Annotated in this window: 16 protein-coding genes; 5 read left to right on the forward strand and 11 right to left on the reverse strand. The window is 74.3% G+C overall.

Annotation, left to right across the window (positions count from 1 at the left end; genetic code table 11):
• Positions 1-41: 41 nt before the first annotated feature.
• The 5 genes from AC0B61_RS19015 to AC0B61_RS19035 are packed head-to-tail and all read left to right on the forward strand — an operon-like array spanning position 42 to position 5,830.
• Complete coding sequence (locus tag AC0B61_RS19015; RefSeq protein ID WP_471741850.1) at positions 42-1,607, forward strand: amino acid permease; 1,566 nt, start codon at positions 42-44, stop codon at positions 1,605-1,607.
• Positions 1,604-2,962, forward strand: coding sequence for a glutamine synthetase family protein (locus tag AC0B61_RS19020; RefSeq protein WP_471741851.1), 1,359 nt, complete (start codon positions 1,604-1,606; stop codon positions 2,960-2,962). Before AC0B61_RS19015 ends, AC0B61_RS19020 begins: the two co-directional genes overlap by 4 nt.
• Positions 2,959-3,687, forward strand: coding sequence for a gamma-glutamyl-gamma-aminobutyrate hydrolase family protein (locus tag AC0B61_RS19025; RefSeq protein ID WP_471741852.1), 729 nt, complete (start codon positions 2,959-2,961; stop codon positions 3,685-3,687). The genes AC0B61_RS19020 and AC0B61_RS19025 overlap by 4 nt, the downstream gene beginning before the upstream one ends.
• Complete coding sequence (locus AC0B61_RS19030) at positions 3,684-5,057, forward strand: aldehyde dehydrogenase family protein (protein WP_471741853.1); 1,374 nt, start codon at positions 3,684-3,686, stop codon at positions 5,055-5,057. The genes AC0B61_RS19025 and AC0B61_RS19030 overlap by 4 nt, the downstream gene beginning before the upstream one ends.
• Positions 5,054-5,830: a 3-oxoacyl-ACP reductase gene (locus AC0B61_RS19035; RefSeq protein WP_465660721.1), complete on the forward strand. Its 777-nt coding sequence runs from the start codon at positions 5,054-5,056 to the stop codon at positions 5,828-5,830. Before AC0B61_RS19030 ends, AC0B61_RS19035 begins: the two co-directional genes overlap by 4 nt.
• Positions 5,831-5,864: 34 nt before the next feature.
• On the opposite strand, the gene AC0B61_RS19040 is transcribed toward AC0B61_RS19035, so the two are convergent.
• The 11 genes from AC0B61_RS19040 to AC0B61_RS19090 all read right to left on the reverse strand — a co-directional run bounded on the left by AC0B61_RS19040 (position 5,865) and on the right by AC0B61_RS19090 (position 14,102).
• Complete coding sequence (locus tag AC0B61_RS19040) at positions 5,865-7,079, reverse strand: saccharopine dehydrogenase family protein (RefSeq protein ID WP_471741854.1); 1,215 nt, start codon at positions 7,077-7,079, stop codon at positions 5,865-5,867.
• A 619-nt stretch (positions 7,080-7,698) separates the two neighbouring features.
• Positions 7,699-7,965, reverse strand: coding sequence for a hypothetical protein (locus AC0B61_RS19045; protein ID WP_471741855.1), 267 nt, complete (start codon positions 7,963-7,965; stop codon positions 7,699-7,701).
• A gap of 113 nt (positions 7,966-8,078) precedes the next feature.
• Positions 8,079-8,471, reverse strand: coding sequence for a hypothetical protein (locus AC0B61_RS19050; protein ID WP_471741856.1), 393 nt, complete (start codon positions 8,469-8,471; stop codon positions 8,079-8,081).
• 160 nt (positions 8,472-8,631) lie between these two features.
• Positions 8,632-10,476 (reverse strand): complex I subunit 5 family protein, encoded by a 1,845-nt coding sequence (locus tag AC0B61_RS19055; protein ID WP_471741857.1) that lies wholly within the window; start codon positions 10,474-10,476, stop codon positions 8,632-8,634.
• Positions 10,477-10,483: 7 nt separating this feature from the next.
• Positions 10,484-10,828 carry a sodium:proton antiporter gene (locus AC0B61_RS19060; protein ID WP_471741858.1) on the reverse strand — a complete coding sequence of 115 codons (345 nt, stop codon included), beginning with the start codon at positions 10,826-10,828 and terminating at the stop codon, positions 10,484-10,486.
• Positions 10,825-11,565 (reverse strand): MnhB domain-containing protein, encoded by a 741-nt coding sequence (locus tag AC0B61_RS19065; RefSeq protein WP_471741859.1) that lies wholly within the window; start codon positions 11,563-11,565, stop codon positions 10,825-10,827. The genes AC0B61_RS19060 and AC0B61_RS19065 overlap by 4 nt, the downstream gene beginning before the upstream one ends.
• A complete protein-coding gene (locus tag AC0B61_RS19070; RefSeq protein WP_471741860.1) occupies positions 11,562-11,831 on the reverse strand; it encodes a Na(+)/H(+) antiporter subunit B in 270 nt (89 codons plus the stop codon). Before AC0B61_RS19070 ends, AC0B61_RS19065 begins: the two co-directional genes overlap by 4 nt.
• A complete protein-coding gene (locus tag AC0B61_RS19075) occupies positions 11,828-12,127 on the reverse strand; it encodes a monovalent cation/H(+) antiporter subunit G (RefSeq protein ID WP_471741861.1) in 300 nt (99 codons plus the stop codon). Before AC0B61_RS19075 ends, AC0B61_RS19070 begins: the two co-directional genes overlap by 4 nt.
• Positions 12,127-12,384 (reverse strand): monovalent cation/H+ antiporter complex subunit F, encoded by a 258-nt coding sequence (locus tag AC0B61_RS19080; protein ID WP_471741862.1) that lies wholly within the window; start codon positions 12,382-12,384, stop codon positions 12,127-12,129. Before AC0B61_RS19080 ends, AC0B61_RS19075 begins: the two co-directional genes overlap by 1 nt.
• A complete protein-coding gene (locus AC0B61_RS19085; protein ID WP_471741863.1) occupies positions 12,381-12,830 on the reverse strand; it encodes a hypothetical protein in 450 nt (149 codons plus the stop codon). The genes AC0B61_RS19080 and AC0B61_RS19085 overlap by 4 nt, the downstream gene beginning before the upstream one ends.
• A 255-nt stretch (positions 12,831-13,085) precedes the next feature.
• A complete protein-coding gene (locus tag AC0B61_RS19090; protein ID WP_471741864.1) occupies positions 13,086-14,102 on the reverse strand; it encodes an SDR family oxidoreductase in 1,017 nt (338 codons plus the stop codon).
• Between the last annotated feature and the right edge of the window lie 196 nt (positions 14,103-14,298).

Consider the following 14,298-nt stretch of genomic DNA (forward strand, 5'->3'; position numbering starts at 1 on the left):
CGCGTGCTCCCCGGCACACCCTCAATCCCCCAGGGGTGCCCATGACCGACGCACGCTCACCCGACCACCCTGCCCCCGAAATGTTTCCGGAGCACACCGCCCCCGTCTCCGCCGACGAACAGCGGCTCCGCGAGCTGGGCTACACCCAGGAACTGGCCCGCTCGATGTCGGGCTTCTCCAACTTCGCCGTCTCCTTCTCCATCGTCTCCATCCTCTCCGGCTGCCTGACCCTGTACGGAACGGGGATGAAGACCGGGGGCCCGGCCCTGATCGTCTGGGGCTGGCCGGTGGTCGGCCTGCTCACGCTCTGCGTCGGCCTGGCGATGGCCGAGATCTGTTCCAGCTACCCGACGGCCGGGGGCCTCTACTACTGGTCCGCCAAGCTGACCCGCAGCCGCGGCCCGGCCTGGAGCTGGTTCACCGGCTGGTTCAACTTCCTCGGCCAGGTCGCCGTGACCGCCAGCGTGGACTACGGCGCCGCCTTCTTCACCAACGCGTTCCTCACCCTCCGCTTCGGCGTCGAGGCCAGCCCCGCGCACACCATGGAGATCTTCGCCGTCATCCTGCTGGTGCACGGCCTGCTCAACACCTTCGGGGTACGCCTGGTCGCGGTCCTCAACAGCGTGTCCGTGTGGTGGCACCTGGTCGGCGTCGCGATCATCGTCGGCGCGCTGGCCGTCCTGCCCGACCGGCACGCCTCCGTGTCCTTCGTCCTCACCGAGTTCGTCAACCAGACCGGCTTCCACAACCAGTTCTACGTCGCCCTGCTCGGCCTGCTGATGGCCCAGTACACCCTGACCGGCTACGACGCCTCCGCGCACATGACCGAGGAGACCCGCGACGCCGCCCGCTCCGGACCGCGCGGCATCGTCAACGCCATCACCGTCTCCCTGGTGGCGGGCTGGATCCTGCTGCTCGGCATCACCTTCGCGATCCGCGACTACGACGGCGCGCTCAACAGCGACACCGACGTGCCGCCCGCGCAGATCTTCATCGACGCGATCGGCGCCGGCGGCGCCCAACTGCTGCTGCTCATCGTCATCGGCGCCCAGTTCTTCTGCGGCATGGCCTCGGTGACCGCCAACTCCCGCATGATCTACGCCTTCTCCCGGGACGGCGCGCTGCCCGGCTCCCGCCTCTGGCACCGCATCGACCCGCGCACCCAGACCCCCACCAACGCCGTCTGGCTGGCCACCGGGGGCGCGCTGCTGCTCGGGCTGCCCGCGCTCTGGAACAGCACCGCCTACACCGCCGTGACGTCGATCTCCGTCATCGGCCTCTACATCTCCTACGTCATCCCGGTGTACCTGCGGCTGCGCCAGGGCGGGGACTTCGCGCGCGGCCCCTGGCACCTGGGCCGGTGGAGCCGACCGATCGGCGTGATCGCGGTCGCCTGGACCGCCGTCATCACCGTCCTGTTCATGCTCCCGACCACGAGCCCGATCACCGCCGAGAGCTTCAACTACACCCCCGTCGCCGTGGCCGTCGTGGTCGGCTTCGCCGGCCTGTGGTGGCTGCTCTCCGCCCGGCACTGGTTCACCGGGCCCCACGTCCACGGCACGCCGCCCGAGCCCGACGCCCGGGACACCGAACTGGAGATCCGATGACCACCCCCCGGCTCACCCTCGACGAACTGCGCACCCGCGTCGCCGACGGGTCCGTCGACACCGTCGTGCTGGCCATGACCGACATGCAGGGGCGCCTCCAGGGCAAGCGCGTCGCCGCCGAGTACTTCCTCGACGACGTCGTGCCCGGCGCCGCCGAAGGCTGCGGCTACCTGCTGGCCGTCGACGTCGACATGAACACCGTCGACGGGTACGAGATCTCCTCCTGGGAGAACGGCTACGGCGACCTGACGCTGCGCCCCGACCTCGCCACCCTGCGGTCCGTCCCCTGGCACCCCGCCACCGTCATGGTCCAGTGCGACGTCGTCCACCACGACGGCACCCCGGTCGCCGTCTCCCCACGGCAGATCCTGCGCCGGCAGCTGGACCGGCTGGCCGGATACGGCTGGCAGGCCCAGGCCGCCACCGAGCTGGAGTTCATCGTCTTCCGGGACAGCTACGAACAGGCCTGGGACAAGGACTACACCCGGCTCACCCCCGCCAACCAGTACAACGTGGACTACTCCATCCTGGGCACCGGCCGGATCGAGCCCCTGCTGCGCCGGCTCCGCAACGGCATGGCCGGCGCCGGCCTCACCGTCGAGTCCGCCAAGGGCGAATGCAACCTCGGCCAGCACGAGATCGCCTTCAAGTACGCGGACGCCCTCACCACCTGCGACAACCACGCCGTCTACAAGACCGGCGCCAAGGAGATCGCCGCCCAGGAGGGCTGCAGCCTCACGTTCATGGCGAAGTACGACGAACGCGAGGGCAACTCCTGCCACATCCACCTGAGCCTGCGCGACGACCAGGGCAGCCCGGTGTTCGCCGGCGACCGGCCGCACGGCTTCTCCCGCACCATGGAGCACTTCCTCGCCGGACAGCTCGCCTGCCTGGCCGACTTCGCCCTGCTGTTCGCGCCCACCGTCAACTCCTACAAGCGCTACGTGCCCGGCAGCTTCGCGCCCACCGCCATCGCCTGGGGCCGCGACAACCGCACCTGCGCGCTGCGGGTGGTCGGCCACGGCCCGTCGCTGCGCTTCGAGAACCGCGTCCCCGGCGGCGACGTCAACCCGTACCTGGCGGTCGCCGCCCTGATCGCGGCCGGACTGCACGGCGTCGAGCAACGCCTCGAACTCGAACCGGAGTTCACCGGCAACGCGTACGCCTCCACCGCTCCCCGGGTGCCCGCCGACCTGCGTGACGCGGTCGACGCCTTCGAACGCAGCGCCGTCGCCACCGAGGCCTTCGGCAAGGACGTCGTCCGCCACTACACCCACGCCGGACGCACCGAACTCGCCTCCTACCAGCGGGCGGTGACCGACTGGGAGCGGCGCTGCGGATTCGAGCGGCTGTGAGCCGCGACGACCGCCGGCGGCCACTGATCGGCATCAGCAGCTATCAGGACGACGCCGCCTGGTCCGTCTGGAACCAGCGGGCCTCCCTCGTGCCCCAGACGTACGTCGACGCCGTCGCGCGCGCGGGCGGCACCCCGGTGCTGCTGCCACCGCAACCCGGCGGCACCGACCACCTCGTCGACGTGCTGGACGGGCTCGTCCTCGCCGGCGGACCGGACATCGACCCGGCCCGGTACGCGGCGACCGCCGATCCGCGCACCGGCCCGCCCCACCACGCCCGCGACGACTGGGAGAGCCGGCTGCTCGCAGCCGGCCTGGCCCGCGACCTGCCGGTGCTCGGCGTCTGCCGCGGCATGCAGCTGCTCAACGTCGAACTCGGCGGCACCCTCCGCCAGCACCTGCCCGACGGGAGCCACCAGAGCGTCCCCGCCCGCTTCGTCCGCCACCGGATCGGCGTGGTGGACGGCAGCCGGCTCGCCGCCGTCCTCGGGCCGACCGCCGAAGTCTCCTGCTACCACCACCAGGCCGTCGACCGGCTCGGCACCGGCCTGCGGGCCACCGCCTGGGGCGAAGACGGCACCGTCGAGGCACTCGAACTGGCCGGCCGGCGCTTCGTGGTGGGCGTCCAGTGGCACCCCGAGACCGACCCCGACGACCCGCGCCTCTTCCAAGCCCTGCTCACCGCGAGCCGGACCACCTCCACGCACAGGGAGACAGCTCCATGACCGAACCGGACCTCCTCGAGGTCGTCAACCCCGCCACCGAGGAGGTGATCACCACCATCGAACTGGCCGGCCTCGCCGAGACCGATGCCGCCGTCGCCCGCGCCCGGGCCGCCTTCGACACCTGGCGCCGGGTGGCCCCCGCCGACCGGGCCCGGCTGCTGCGCTCCTTCGCCGCCGCCGTCGACGCCGACCGCGAACACCTCGCCGCACTGGAGGTCGCCAACGCCGGCCACACCATCGGCAACGCCCGTTGGGAGGCGGGCAACGCGCGGGACGTCATCGAGTACTACGCCGCCGCGCCCGAGCGGCTGTTCGGCCGGCAGATCCCCGTCGCCGGGGGCATCGACGTCACCTTCCAGGAACCGATCGGCGTGGTCGGCGTCATCGTGCCCTGGAACTTCCCGATGCCGATCGCCGCCTGGGCCCTGGCCCCGGCGCTCGCCGCCGGCAACACCGTCCTCGTCAAACCGGCCGAACTCACCCCGCTCACCGCCCTGCGCCTGGCCGAGCTCGCCCTGGAGGCCGGGATCCCCGAAGGCGTGCTGCAGGTCCTGCCCGGCCGCGGCCCGGTCGTCGGACAGCGCTTCGTCACCCACCCCGACGTGCGCAAGGTCGTGTTCACCGGCTCCACCCGGGTCGGCAAGGAGATCATGGCGGGCTGCGCCGCCCAGGTGAAGCCCGTCACCCTCGAACTCGGCGGCAAGAGCGCCAACATCGTCTTCGCCGACGCGGACCTCGCCAAGGCCGCCGCGACCGCGCCCTACGCCGTCTTCGACAACGCCGGCCAGGACTGCTGCGCCCGCTCCCGGATCCTGGTCGAAGCCTCCGCCTTCGAGGACTTCCTGGCGCTCCTGGAGCCGGCCGTGCGCGGCGTGCGGGTCGGCGACCCGACCGACGAGAAGACCGAGATGGGCCCGTTGATCTCGGCCGCCCACCGGGCCCGGGTGTCCTCCTACGTCCCGGACGGCGCGGCCGTCGCCATCCGCGGCAGCGCCCCCGAGGGGCCCGGCTTCTGGTACCCGCCGACCGTGCTCGCGCCCGTGCGGCACGACGACCGCGCCTTCACCGAGGAGATCTTCGGCCCGGTCGTCACGGTCGTCCCGTTCCGCGACGAGGAGGACGCCCTGCGCATCGCCAACGCCACCGAGTACGGGCTGTCCGGCTCCATCTGGACCAGGGACCTCGGGCGGGCCCTGCGGGTCTCACGGGGCGTCGAGGCCGGCAACCTCTCCGTCAACTCGCACTCCTCGGTGCGCTACACCACGCCCTTCGGCGGATTCAAGCAGTCCGGCCTCGGCCGCGAGCTCGGCCCGGACGCCCTCGACGCCTTCACCCAGACCAAGAACGTCTTCATCTCCACGGAGGAATGATCAGCATGACCCAGCGACTCGACGGCCGCGTGGCCGTCATCACCGGCGCGGGCAGCGGCATCGGCCTGGCGACCGCCCGCCGCTTCGCCGCCGAGGGGGCGAAGGTGGTCTGCGTCGACCTCGACGCCGAGACCGGCGCCAAGGCCGCGAACGAGGTCGGCGGCCTGTTCATCCAGGCCGACGTCACCGACGAGGACGCGGTGCGCGACCTCTTCCAGCGGGCCGTCGACGAGTACGGCCGGCTCGACATCACCTTCAACAACGCGGGTATCTCCCCGCCGGACGACGACTCCATCCTCACCACCGGACTGGACGCCTGGAAGCGGGTCCAGGAGGTCAACCTGACCAGCGTCTACCTGTGCTGCAAGTACGCGATCCCGCACATGCAGCGCCAGGGCAAGGGCTCGATCATCAACACCGCGTCGTTCGTCGCCGTGATGGGGGCCGCCACCTCGCAGATCTCCTACAGCGCCTCCAAGGGCGGCGTGCTGGCCATGTCCCGCGAACTGGGTGTGCAGTTCGCCCGCGAGGGCATCCGGGTCAACGCGCTCTGCCCCGGCCCGGTGAACACCCCGCTGCTGCAGGAACTGTTCGCCAAGGACCCGGAGCGGGCCGCCCGCCGGCTGGTCCACATCCCGCTCGGCCGCTTCGCCGAGCCCGAGGAGATCGCCGCGGCGGTGGCGTTCCTCGCCTCCGACGACTCGTCCTTCATGACCGCCAACACCTTCCTCGTCGACGGCGGCATCTCCGGCGCCTACGTGACGCCGCAGTAGGCGAGCGCGCGCCGCCCCCGGCCGCCCCCGCCCGCTACCGGCCGGGGGCGGCCGTCGGCGGGGTGTCCAGCACCCGGAAGGAGATGCCCGCAGCGATCAGCCGGTCGATCAGCGGCCGCCCCATCGCCACCGCCGTGGTCAGCTGCCCCGCCACCGGCGGCAGGTCGTCGTAGGCCAGGCAGAGCGCCGACTCGGCCAGCATCTTCGCGGTCTCCTGGTAGCCGGGATCGCCCCCGGACACCTCGGTGAGAACCGTCCGCCCGTCCTGCGCCCGGGCCACGAACCGGACGGCGAACCACGAACGCGCCCGCTGCTCCGCACTCGGCCCGTCACCGGGCCTGCGCAGCCGCCCCAACGCCCGGCGCAGAACCGGCAGTTGCGCGGCGAGGGCGATCGCCGCCACCGCGGCGACACCGCCGAGCGCGATCGGCAGCCGTCGCACCGCCGCGTAGTGCGCGTAGCCGAAGTCCGGGCCGTACTCGTCCAGTGCGGCGGCCGAGCGGGCGACCACCTGCGGATCGATCGAGGGCATCGGTACCGCCCAGGCCCGGGCCGCCCGCGAGCGGTGCGGCCGGCCGGCCGGGGTGCGGACCAGCCGGCCCTTCGGCCGGGGCTCCGCCGCGCGGCGCGCCCGGGCGGCCCGGGCCATCGCCCGCGGTCGGGAGAAGGCCGTCATCGCCGAGGCGAAGGTGCCGCCGGAGACGGTGCCGCCGGCGCGGACGAAGCCCTCGACCGAGACCTCGGCCACCGGGCCTCCGCGGCGCAGCAACTCCTCGACGGTGAACAGCACGCCCAGGTCGTGCGGCACCGAGTCGAAGCCGCAGGCGTGCACCAGCCGGGCACCGGTGGCCACCGCCCGCTCGTGGTGCCGCAGGTACATCCGGTCGACGAACTCCGGCTCGCCGGTGAGGTCCACGTAGTCGGTGCCGCTGTCCGCGCAGGCGGCCACCAGCGGCTCGCCGTGCCGCAGGTACGGGCCGACGGTGGAGGCCACCACCCGGGCCCCGGCGGCCACGGCGCGCAGCGCTTCGCGGTCCGCGGCGTCCGCGATCAGCAGGGGGAGGTCGGCGCAGCGCGGGTCGATCCGGGCCAGCTTCGTCCGGACGGCGGCGAGCCTGCCCTCGTCGCGTCCGGCGAGGGCCCAGCGGCAGCCCTCGGGCACGGTTCTGGCCAGGTACTCGGCGGTGAGCCCGCCGGTGAACCCGGTGGCACCGAACAGGACGAGGTCGTACGGGCGCGGCTCGGCCATCAACAGTCCCTACTCGCGGGTAATCGACTGCGCCACGGTAGGAGCCGGTCGGGGCACTGTCAACGGCTCGGCCCTCGGCCCTCGGCCCTCGGCGCCCGTGCGGGCGGGCGGGACGGAACGGCCGGTTCGCGCGGGTGGAGTGGGTGGCCGGAAACGGGGCAGTAGCGTTACGTCGATATGACAAGTACGCTGCGTGTCGTTGGTTGGACACCATGCGGGCCTGGTCGTCACTCCGTGGGGGGAGTCGCGCCCAGGCCCGGTCGCCGGCCATGGTCCCGGTTGGGCTCGTGGGGGAGCTTCAGCCGGGGCCCTCGGCGGGCTGAGTCCTTTATGCCCGGCCGAACGGCGTTTCAGTCATGACGAACCGTCAGAGTTTCGACGGTGCCCGGTTCGTTCCGCTCCGCCCCCGGATGACGGGGCCGGTCGGCCGACCTCAACGCTGTCATCCAGTCCGCGGGATCGAGCCGCTGGACGCTCCGGTCACCGGGCGACCCGGCAGCCGAGGTCTCCACCCTGAGCGGCGAGGCCCTGTACCTCCCGCCCGGCTACCGGTCCAGCGCCGTCCCCCGCGCCGGCGGCCGGCGGCCCGCAGGACTGAGCCCGCAGCACCGGAGGCGGCTCACGAGGTGGCGAGGGCCCGCTCGCACTCGCGGCACCGCCGGTCGGCCAGGTCGGGCGGGTACCAGGGTTCGCCGGGGCGGGAGGGGGAGTAGTGGCTGTGCTCCATGGAGCGGGTGTCGCGCCGGCACAGCGTGGTGGGCTGGGGGTCTTCGGGGATGTCCGGATCGGCGCCGGCGGCGTGGACGGCCAGCACCCCCGGTCCCACGCCTTCGGCGCCGAGGACCTGCTCGGGCTCCAGCTCGAACAGCACGATGATCGAGGCCATGTCTTCGACGGTGCGCCGGGACGGGCCGCTCCGCACGTCGGGCCGGTCATGCGTGGGAGGTCGTGCGCGGAAGGGGTGCGCGCGGGGGTGCGGGCGGCCGCCGGCGCGGGGCGTCAGCCGGTGATCGGCCTGAGTGCGGCGGCCATCGTCGCCGCCATGGTCGAGGTGCCGTTGTAGGAGCCGACGGTGGCGTCGCCCAGGGCGTTGACGATGTCGTCCCCGGCGACCTGGTTGCCGTCGCCGACGATCACGGTCCCGTAGTTGCCGCCCGTGGCCTGGGCGGCGTCCATGGCTCCGGCGGCCACCCCGGTGGAGCCGTTGTGGGAGCCGACGGTGGCGTCGTGGCCGGCGTTGATGATGTCGTAGCCGGCGACCTGGTTGCCGTCGCCGACGATGACCGTCCCGTGGTTGCCGCCGGAGACGACCTCGGCGCTCGCGGCGGTCGGTACGGCGGCGAGGCCGGCGGCGGCGAGCAGGGTGAGCGTCCGGGTGATGCGTCGGTTCATGGGGGATTCTCCGCTTCTGTCAGGTATCGCCCTGTCCGGGCGAAGGCGACAGTAGGCGCGGCCCGCCCGGTGGCGGGCGATGGTCCGCCGCCCGTGGCGTGTCGGACGGGGCCGCCGGGGGCCGGTCGGGTCAATCCGGGCGGGCGCCGCGGCGTCCCGGTCAGAGCTGGGCGGTGAGGGCGGCCAGCAGGGCCGCGAGGCCGACGGTCAGCCAGGCCACGTAGTCCCCGAGGAGGCCGGAGTGCAGGCGGCGCAGCGGGAGGGTGACGGCGCGGTGGAGGCCGCCGGTGCCGCGCCGTGGGTCGCGGCGGACTGCGGCGGTGGCGAAGGCGACGGCGAGCAGGGCGGAGAGCAGGCCGAGTCCGACCCCGGAGGCGGTCCACCAGGCGTCGGGTGCGGCGGCGGTGCGCCCGGTCGTCCCCCGGAGGGTTTCGGCGAGGTAGGCGTCGCGGTCGGTGAAGGCGCCGGCCCCGGCGGCGAGGGCCCGGCCGACGCCCGGCAGGACGCCGACGGCCAGGCAGCCGGCCAGCAGCAGCCCGGGCACTACGACCATCGGCGGGGGCAGCCGGCGGCCTGGGCCGCGGATCTCGGGTTCCTCGCCCTCGCCGGTGGTGGCGGCCACCTCGGGGTGCTCCTCCGGCGGCGCGCCGACGCCGCCGAAGACCCGCAGGGCGGCCCGGAGGACCGCGCCGCCGGTGAGGGCCGAGACCAGGACGAACACGGCGGGCAGCCAGGCCAGGCGGTGTCCGGCGGCCTCCTCGGCGACGGCCTTGCCGAGCCCGGTGCCGAACGGCGGCAGCCCGGCCAGCGCGAGCGCGCCGAGCGCGAACAGCAGCCCGGTGGAGCGCAGTTCGCGGGCCCGGCCGTGCAGCCCGTGCTCGTCCACCGAGCCGTACCGGTCGAGGAGGACTCCGGTGAGCCCGAACAGGGCGGCCTTGGCGCCCGCGTGGCCGGCCACGTACACCGCGGTGCCGGCGAGCCCGGCCGGGGTGAGCAGGGCCGCCCCGATCAGGAACAGTCCGATGTGCCCGACGGTGGAGAACGCCAGCATCCGCTTCAGGTGCCGTTGCTGCCAGCACATCACGGCGCCGACCAGGGCCGTCAGCACGCCGACCGCCAGCAGGGTGTCCCGGACGACGGCGTCCGGCAGGCCGCCCGGGCCGGCGAAGACCACCCGGTGGATCCGGGCCACGCCGTACACGCCGAGTTCGACCATCACCCCGGACAGCAGCATGCACACCGGGCTCGGGGCGACGGCGTGCGCGTCCGGCAGCCAGAAGTGGAAGGGCGCCGCCGCGGCCTTCACCAGCGGCCCGGCCAGGACCAGGACGAAGGCGAGCACCAGCAGGGCGTCCGGGCCGTGGCCGGGGGCGGCGAGCCGGTCGAGTGCGCTGCCGATCTGGGCGAGGCCGAGCTCGCCCGTCCTGGCGTAGAGCAGGCCGATGCCGAGCAGGGACAGGTAGGCGGCGGCCGAGTTGACGAGGCCGAAGGCGAGCGCGCCCTGCAGCGGGCGCGGGTCCTCGATCCGGTAGCCGGTCAGCGCGTAGGCGACGGCGCCCATCAGCTCGAAGAAGACGAAGGCGTCGAAGAGGTCGCCGGTGAGCGCGAATCCGCACATCCCGGCTTCGAAGAGCAGCAGCAGCGCGGGGAACACGCCGCGGTGCCCGCCGGAGGGCTCGTCGAAGTACCGCCAGGCGTAGCAGAGCACGGCCAGCACCAGGACGGCGGCGAGCAGGGCCAGGCCGCTGCCGAGGCGGTCGGCGACCAGGACGATGCCGACGCTGTGCCCGCCGTGCGGGCCCCAGCCGCCGAGCCAGGACACCGCCCGGCCGTCCGGGGCGGTCCGCGCCCACAGCAGGGCGAGGCAGCCGACGTCGGCGGCGGCCAGGGCGGTGGCGAGCGCGTCACGGGCGGGGCGGGGCAGCCACCGGCCGGTGACGGCGAGGAGGGCTGCGCCGAGCAGGGGGACGGCGACGGCCAGGGGCAGCAGGTCGGCGGTGTTCACGCGGGCGTCACCCCCGCAGCCCGGTCAGTCGCTCCGGGTCCACCGTGCCGTGCCGTTTGCGCAGTTGGACGACCAGGGAGAGGAGCAGCGCGGTGACGGTGGCGCCGACGACGATGTCGGTGAGCGTGAGGGCCTGGACCACCGGGTCCACGACCGGGGCGTCGGTCGGCAGGTCCGAGTAGACCGGCGCGGTCGCGCCGCGCCGGTAGCCGACGGCGAGCAGCAGCACGTACGTCGAGGCCTGCGCGACGGCCAGGCAGCCGACCGCCTGCACCAGGTTGCGGCTGGTGACCAGGCCGTACAGGCCGGCGAGCAGGATCCACCCGGCGACCAGGTAGGGCAGCAGGCTCATCGCGTCCCCCCGCCGGGGACGACCTCGACGGCCTGGTCCAGGAAGTGCGCGAGCAGCACCACCACGCCGGAGGCGACCTCCACCCCGACGGCGGCGTTGACCACCACCACCAGCCCGCTGGAGGAGAGCTGGTTGAAGGTGCCGAGCGGCAGGGTGTTGGCCAGGTAGCCGGCGCCCTCGGCGAGCCCGATCAGGCCGAGGGCGGCGAAGGCGCCGGCGGCGAGGGCGTCCGCGACGTCGAGGACGGCCAGCGGCCGGATCCGCTTGAGCACCAGGTAGTCGGCGGCGACGTACGCGAGGTGCAGCGCGGTCGCCAGCACCACGCCGCCCTGGAAGCCGCCGCCGGGGCTCAACGCGCCGTGCGCGACGAGGTATCCGCCGGTCAGCAGGGTGACGGGCAGCAGGGTGGCGCCGAACAGCCGGGTGGTGGGCAGCACGGGCTCGGCGGCGGGGCGGCGCTTGTGCTCGTCCCGGGCCAGGCGCAGCAGCATGCCCGCGCCGAGGACGGAGGCGAACAGGATCGACTCCTCGCCGAGGGTGTCGAAGGCCCGCTGGTCGAAGTTGACGGACGAGACGATGTTGGCGGTGCGTCGGGCCAGGCCGGCGGCCACCGCCCGGTCGCCGTACGGGTGCCGGCCGCCGCCGAAGCCGGGCAGCTGGTCCGCGGCGGCGATCAGGGCGGCGGCGAGGACGGTGGCGGCGGTCAGGAAGAGGCCGAGGCGGGCGGTCCGGCTCACTCGGGGCGGTCCGGGCGGTCGTCGGAGTGCTCGTCGCGGCGCACCCGGCGGACGGTCAAGAGGATGAGCAGCGGGGTGAGCGCGCTGCCGACGCCGAGTTGGGAGAGCGCGACGTCGGGTGCCTGGAGCACGGTGAAGAGCAGGGCGAGGCAGAGCCCGAGCACCGCGAGGACGGCGGCCTGCCGGACCGGGTCGCGGGTGAGCGCGGCGGTGGTCGCGGTGATCCCGGTGAGCAGCAGGGCGATGACGATCAGGGCGTCGGTCACCGGTCGGCCTCCCGTGCGGCGTCGACGCGGACAGTGGCGCGGGCCACGGCCATCGTGGTGACGGTGCCGCCGGCCGCCAGCAGCAGACCGATCACCAGCAGCTTGACGGCGGCCCGGCCGGGCCCGGTGTCCACGGCGAGGGCAAGCGCCACCAGTGGCGCACCGAGCGCGGCGGCGGGGGACAGGGCGTGCAGCCGCAGATAGGGGCCGGGCAGGACGGCGAGCGCGACGGCGGCGAGCAGCAGGGCCGCCGTTCCCGCGCACAGCAGGGCCAGGGCCACGGTGTGACGCCCCATCAGCGTTCCTCTCCGGCCAGGAAGCGGGTGAACACCAGCGTCCCGGCGGGCGCGAGGACGGTGAGGTCGAGCGCCAGGTCGGTGTACGAGGTGCGGCTGAACCCCTGGGCGAGCAGCAGCAGGACGACGGAGGTCACGGTCGCGGCGAGGTTCAACCCGGCCAGCCGGTACTGCGGTTCGCCGCGCAGGGCGAGCAGCAGGCAGGGGCAGAGCCCGCCGGCGGCGAGCAGCGCGGCGGCCAGCAGCCAGGCGTTCACCGCCCGGACCCCGTCAACGTCCGTTCCAGTGAGGAGGCTTCACGGCCGAGCGTGTGCACGGTCAGAACGCCGTCGGCGTCCGCCACGGCGTACGCGCCGGGGGTCGCGGACAGCAGCGCCGCGGCCCAGGCCGGGCCGGTGCCGGGCGCCAGGCGCACGGTGCGGAAGCCGGCGGCCCGGCGGCGGCCGGGCGAGCACACGGCGAGCACCAGCCGGCCGGTGTCGGCGAGCAGCGTCCACGGGAACGCCCACAGCGCCCGGGCCAGTCGGGCCGGACCGCCGAACGCGGCGCCGGAGGCGCGCCGGACGGTGAGGGCGCCCGCCGCGCCGAGGGCCGCGACGCCACCGCCGACCGCCACCTCCAGCGGCGTCACCGAGCTGATCAGCACGGTGTTCAGTAGGAGCAACAGCCCCCACCAGAGCAGGAGTTCGCCCGCCGTTCGCATCGCACCACTCCCGGGTCGGCCACAAGGAGCCCCCCACTGCGGAGGGCGGCCCCAGGTGTACCGTCCGATCGGCGGAGGCGTCGCACACGCAACGCCGGTGTGGCCGCGATCCGTTCGGGGGACCACCCGTTCGCGTGAGCGTGGGGCGCAACCCTCAGATCATCGGCCCGGTCGTCTCGGCCCCTCCGGTCGTCGGAAACCTCGGAAACGCCGGAAGCATCGGAAACGTCGGACACCAGGACCCGGCGCCGGCCGTCACCGCCGCCGCCCGAGCGCACCGGCGGCGGCGCCGAGCAGCACCGCCCCGCCCGCGGCGAGCAGGCCGTGGTGCTGGGAGGCCCACAGCTGGGCGCTGCGCTCGCGGGCCTCCGCGTCGAAGCGGCCGTGGGCGCCGTGGTCCTCGGTGGCGTCGCGGGGGGCCCAGAGGTTGGACCGTTCGTCGGCCGACCGCGGCCCGTCCTCCTGCTGGGCGGCGATGCCGTTGCGGGCGAGGTATCGGTCGAGCAGGCCGGGCGCGATCGCGTTGGCGATCAGCGTGGCGGCGGTGCTGCTGCCCACCCAGTACTCGCGGCGCCCGGGGTGGTCGGCGGCGTAGCGGACGGCGCGGGCCGCCAGCTCGGGCTGGTGGACGGGCGGGACGGGCCGGGCGCGGCCGCGCAGCCGGTTGAGCACCCAGTCGAACTGCGGGGTGTTGACCGCCGGCAGCTGCACCATGGTCACCCGGACGCCCGATCCGGAGGCGAGCAGTTCGCAGCGCAGCGCCTCGTGCCAGCCCTGGATGGCGTGCTTGGCGCCGCTGTAGGCCGTCTGCAGCGGAATGCCCCGGTAGGCGATGGCCGAGCCGACCTGGACGATGGTGCCCCGGTCGCGCGGCAGCATCCGGCGCAGCGCGGCCCGGGTGGCGTTGACGTACCCCAGGTAGGTGACCTCGGTGACCCTGCGGAACTCCTCCGGGTCGATCTCGGTGAAGGGCGCGAACACCGAGGCGAAGGCGTCGTTCACCCAGACGTCGATCGGCCCGAACTCCTCCTCGGCGCGGGCGGCGGCCGCCTCGCAGGCCGCCGGGTCGGACACGTCCGCCTGGATCGTGCGGACCGGCGAGCCCGCCATCTCGGCCTCGGCGGAGGCCGCGCGCAGCCCGGCGGTGCCGCGGGCGACCAGCACGAGCCGGTCGCCGCCGGTGGCGAAGGCGCGGACGCAGGCGCGGCCGACGCCGGCGGTGGCACCGGTGATGACCACGGTGCGGGGCTTCGAACGGGTGCGGAACCTCATGGCAGGCGTCATGGCGGACGTCTTGCCGGGCGGCGGGCGATGAAACGTCCCGGCGCGACCGCCCCGGCGATCCCGGCCGCGCCGCCCAGGCAACCCGGGCCGCGCCGCCAGGGGCCCCGGGAACTTTCCCCTCCGCCGGGTGGTTTCCGGCCCCGCGGAGCGGTTAGCCGCGCTGCGGGGGTCCGTGGGCGTGAAG

The organism is Kitasatospora sp. NPDC023385, assembly GCF_055664045.1.

Coding starts and splice junctions, on each gene's coding strand:
- AC0B61_RS19040 (WP_471741854.1), bottom strand. CDS start 7,079: ATGGCCGAGCCGCGCCCGTACGACCTCGTCCTGTTCGGTGCCACCGGG.
- AC0B61_RS19030 (WP_471741853.1), top strand. CDS start 3,684: ATGACCGAACCGGACCTCCTCGAGGTCGTCAACCCCGCCACCGAGGAG.
- AC0B61_RS19020 (WP_471741851.1), top strand. CDS start 1,604: ATGACCACCCCCCGGCTCACCCTCGACGAACTGCGCACCCGCGTCGCC.
- AC0B61_RS19085 (WP_471741863.1), bottom strand. CDS start 12,830: ATGCGAACGGCGGGCGAACTCCTGCTCTGGTGGGGGCTGTTGCTCCTA.
- AC0B61_RS19090 (WP_471741864.1), bottom strand. CDS start 14,102: ATGAGGTTCCGCACCCGTTCGAAGCCCCGCACCGTGGTCATCACCGGT.
- AC0B61_RS19035 (WP_465660721.1), top strand. CDS start 5,054: ATGATCAGCATGACCCAGCGACTCGACGGCCGCGTGGCCGTCATCACC.
- AC0B61_RS19075 (WP_471741861.1), bottom strand. CDS start 12,127: ATGGGGCGTCACACCGTGGCCCTGGCCCTGCTGTGCGCGGGAACGGCG.
- AC0B61_RS19015 (WP_471741850.1), top strand. CDS start 42: ATGACCGACGCACGCTCACCCGACCACCCTGCCCCCGAAATGTTTCCG.
- AC0B61_RS19050 (WP_471741856.1), bottom strand. CDS start 8,471: ATGAACCGACGCATCACCCGGACGCTCACCCTGCTCGCCGCCGCCGGC.
- AC0B61_RS19045 (WP_471741855.1), bottom strand. CDS start 7,965: ATGGCCTCGATCATCGTGCTGTTCGAGCTGGAGCCCGAGCAGGTCCTC.
- AC0B61_RS19060 (WP_471741858.1), bottom strand. CDS start 10,828: ATGAGCCTGCTGCCCTACCTGGTCGCCGGGTGGATCCTGCTCGCCGGC.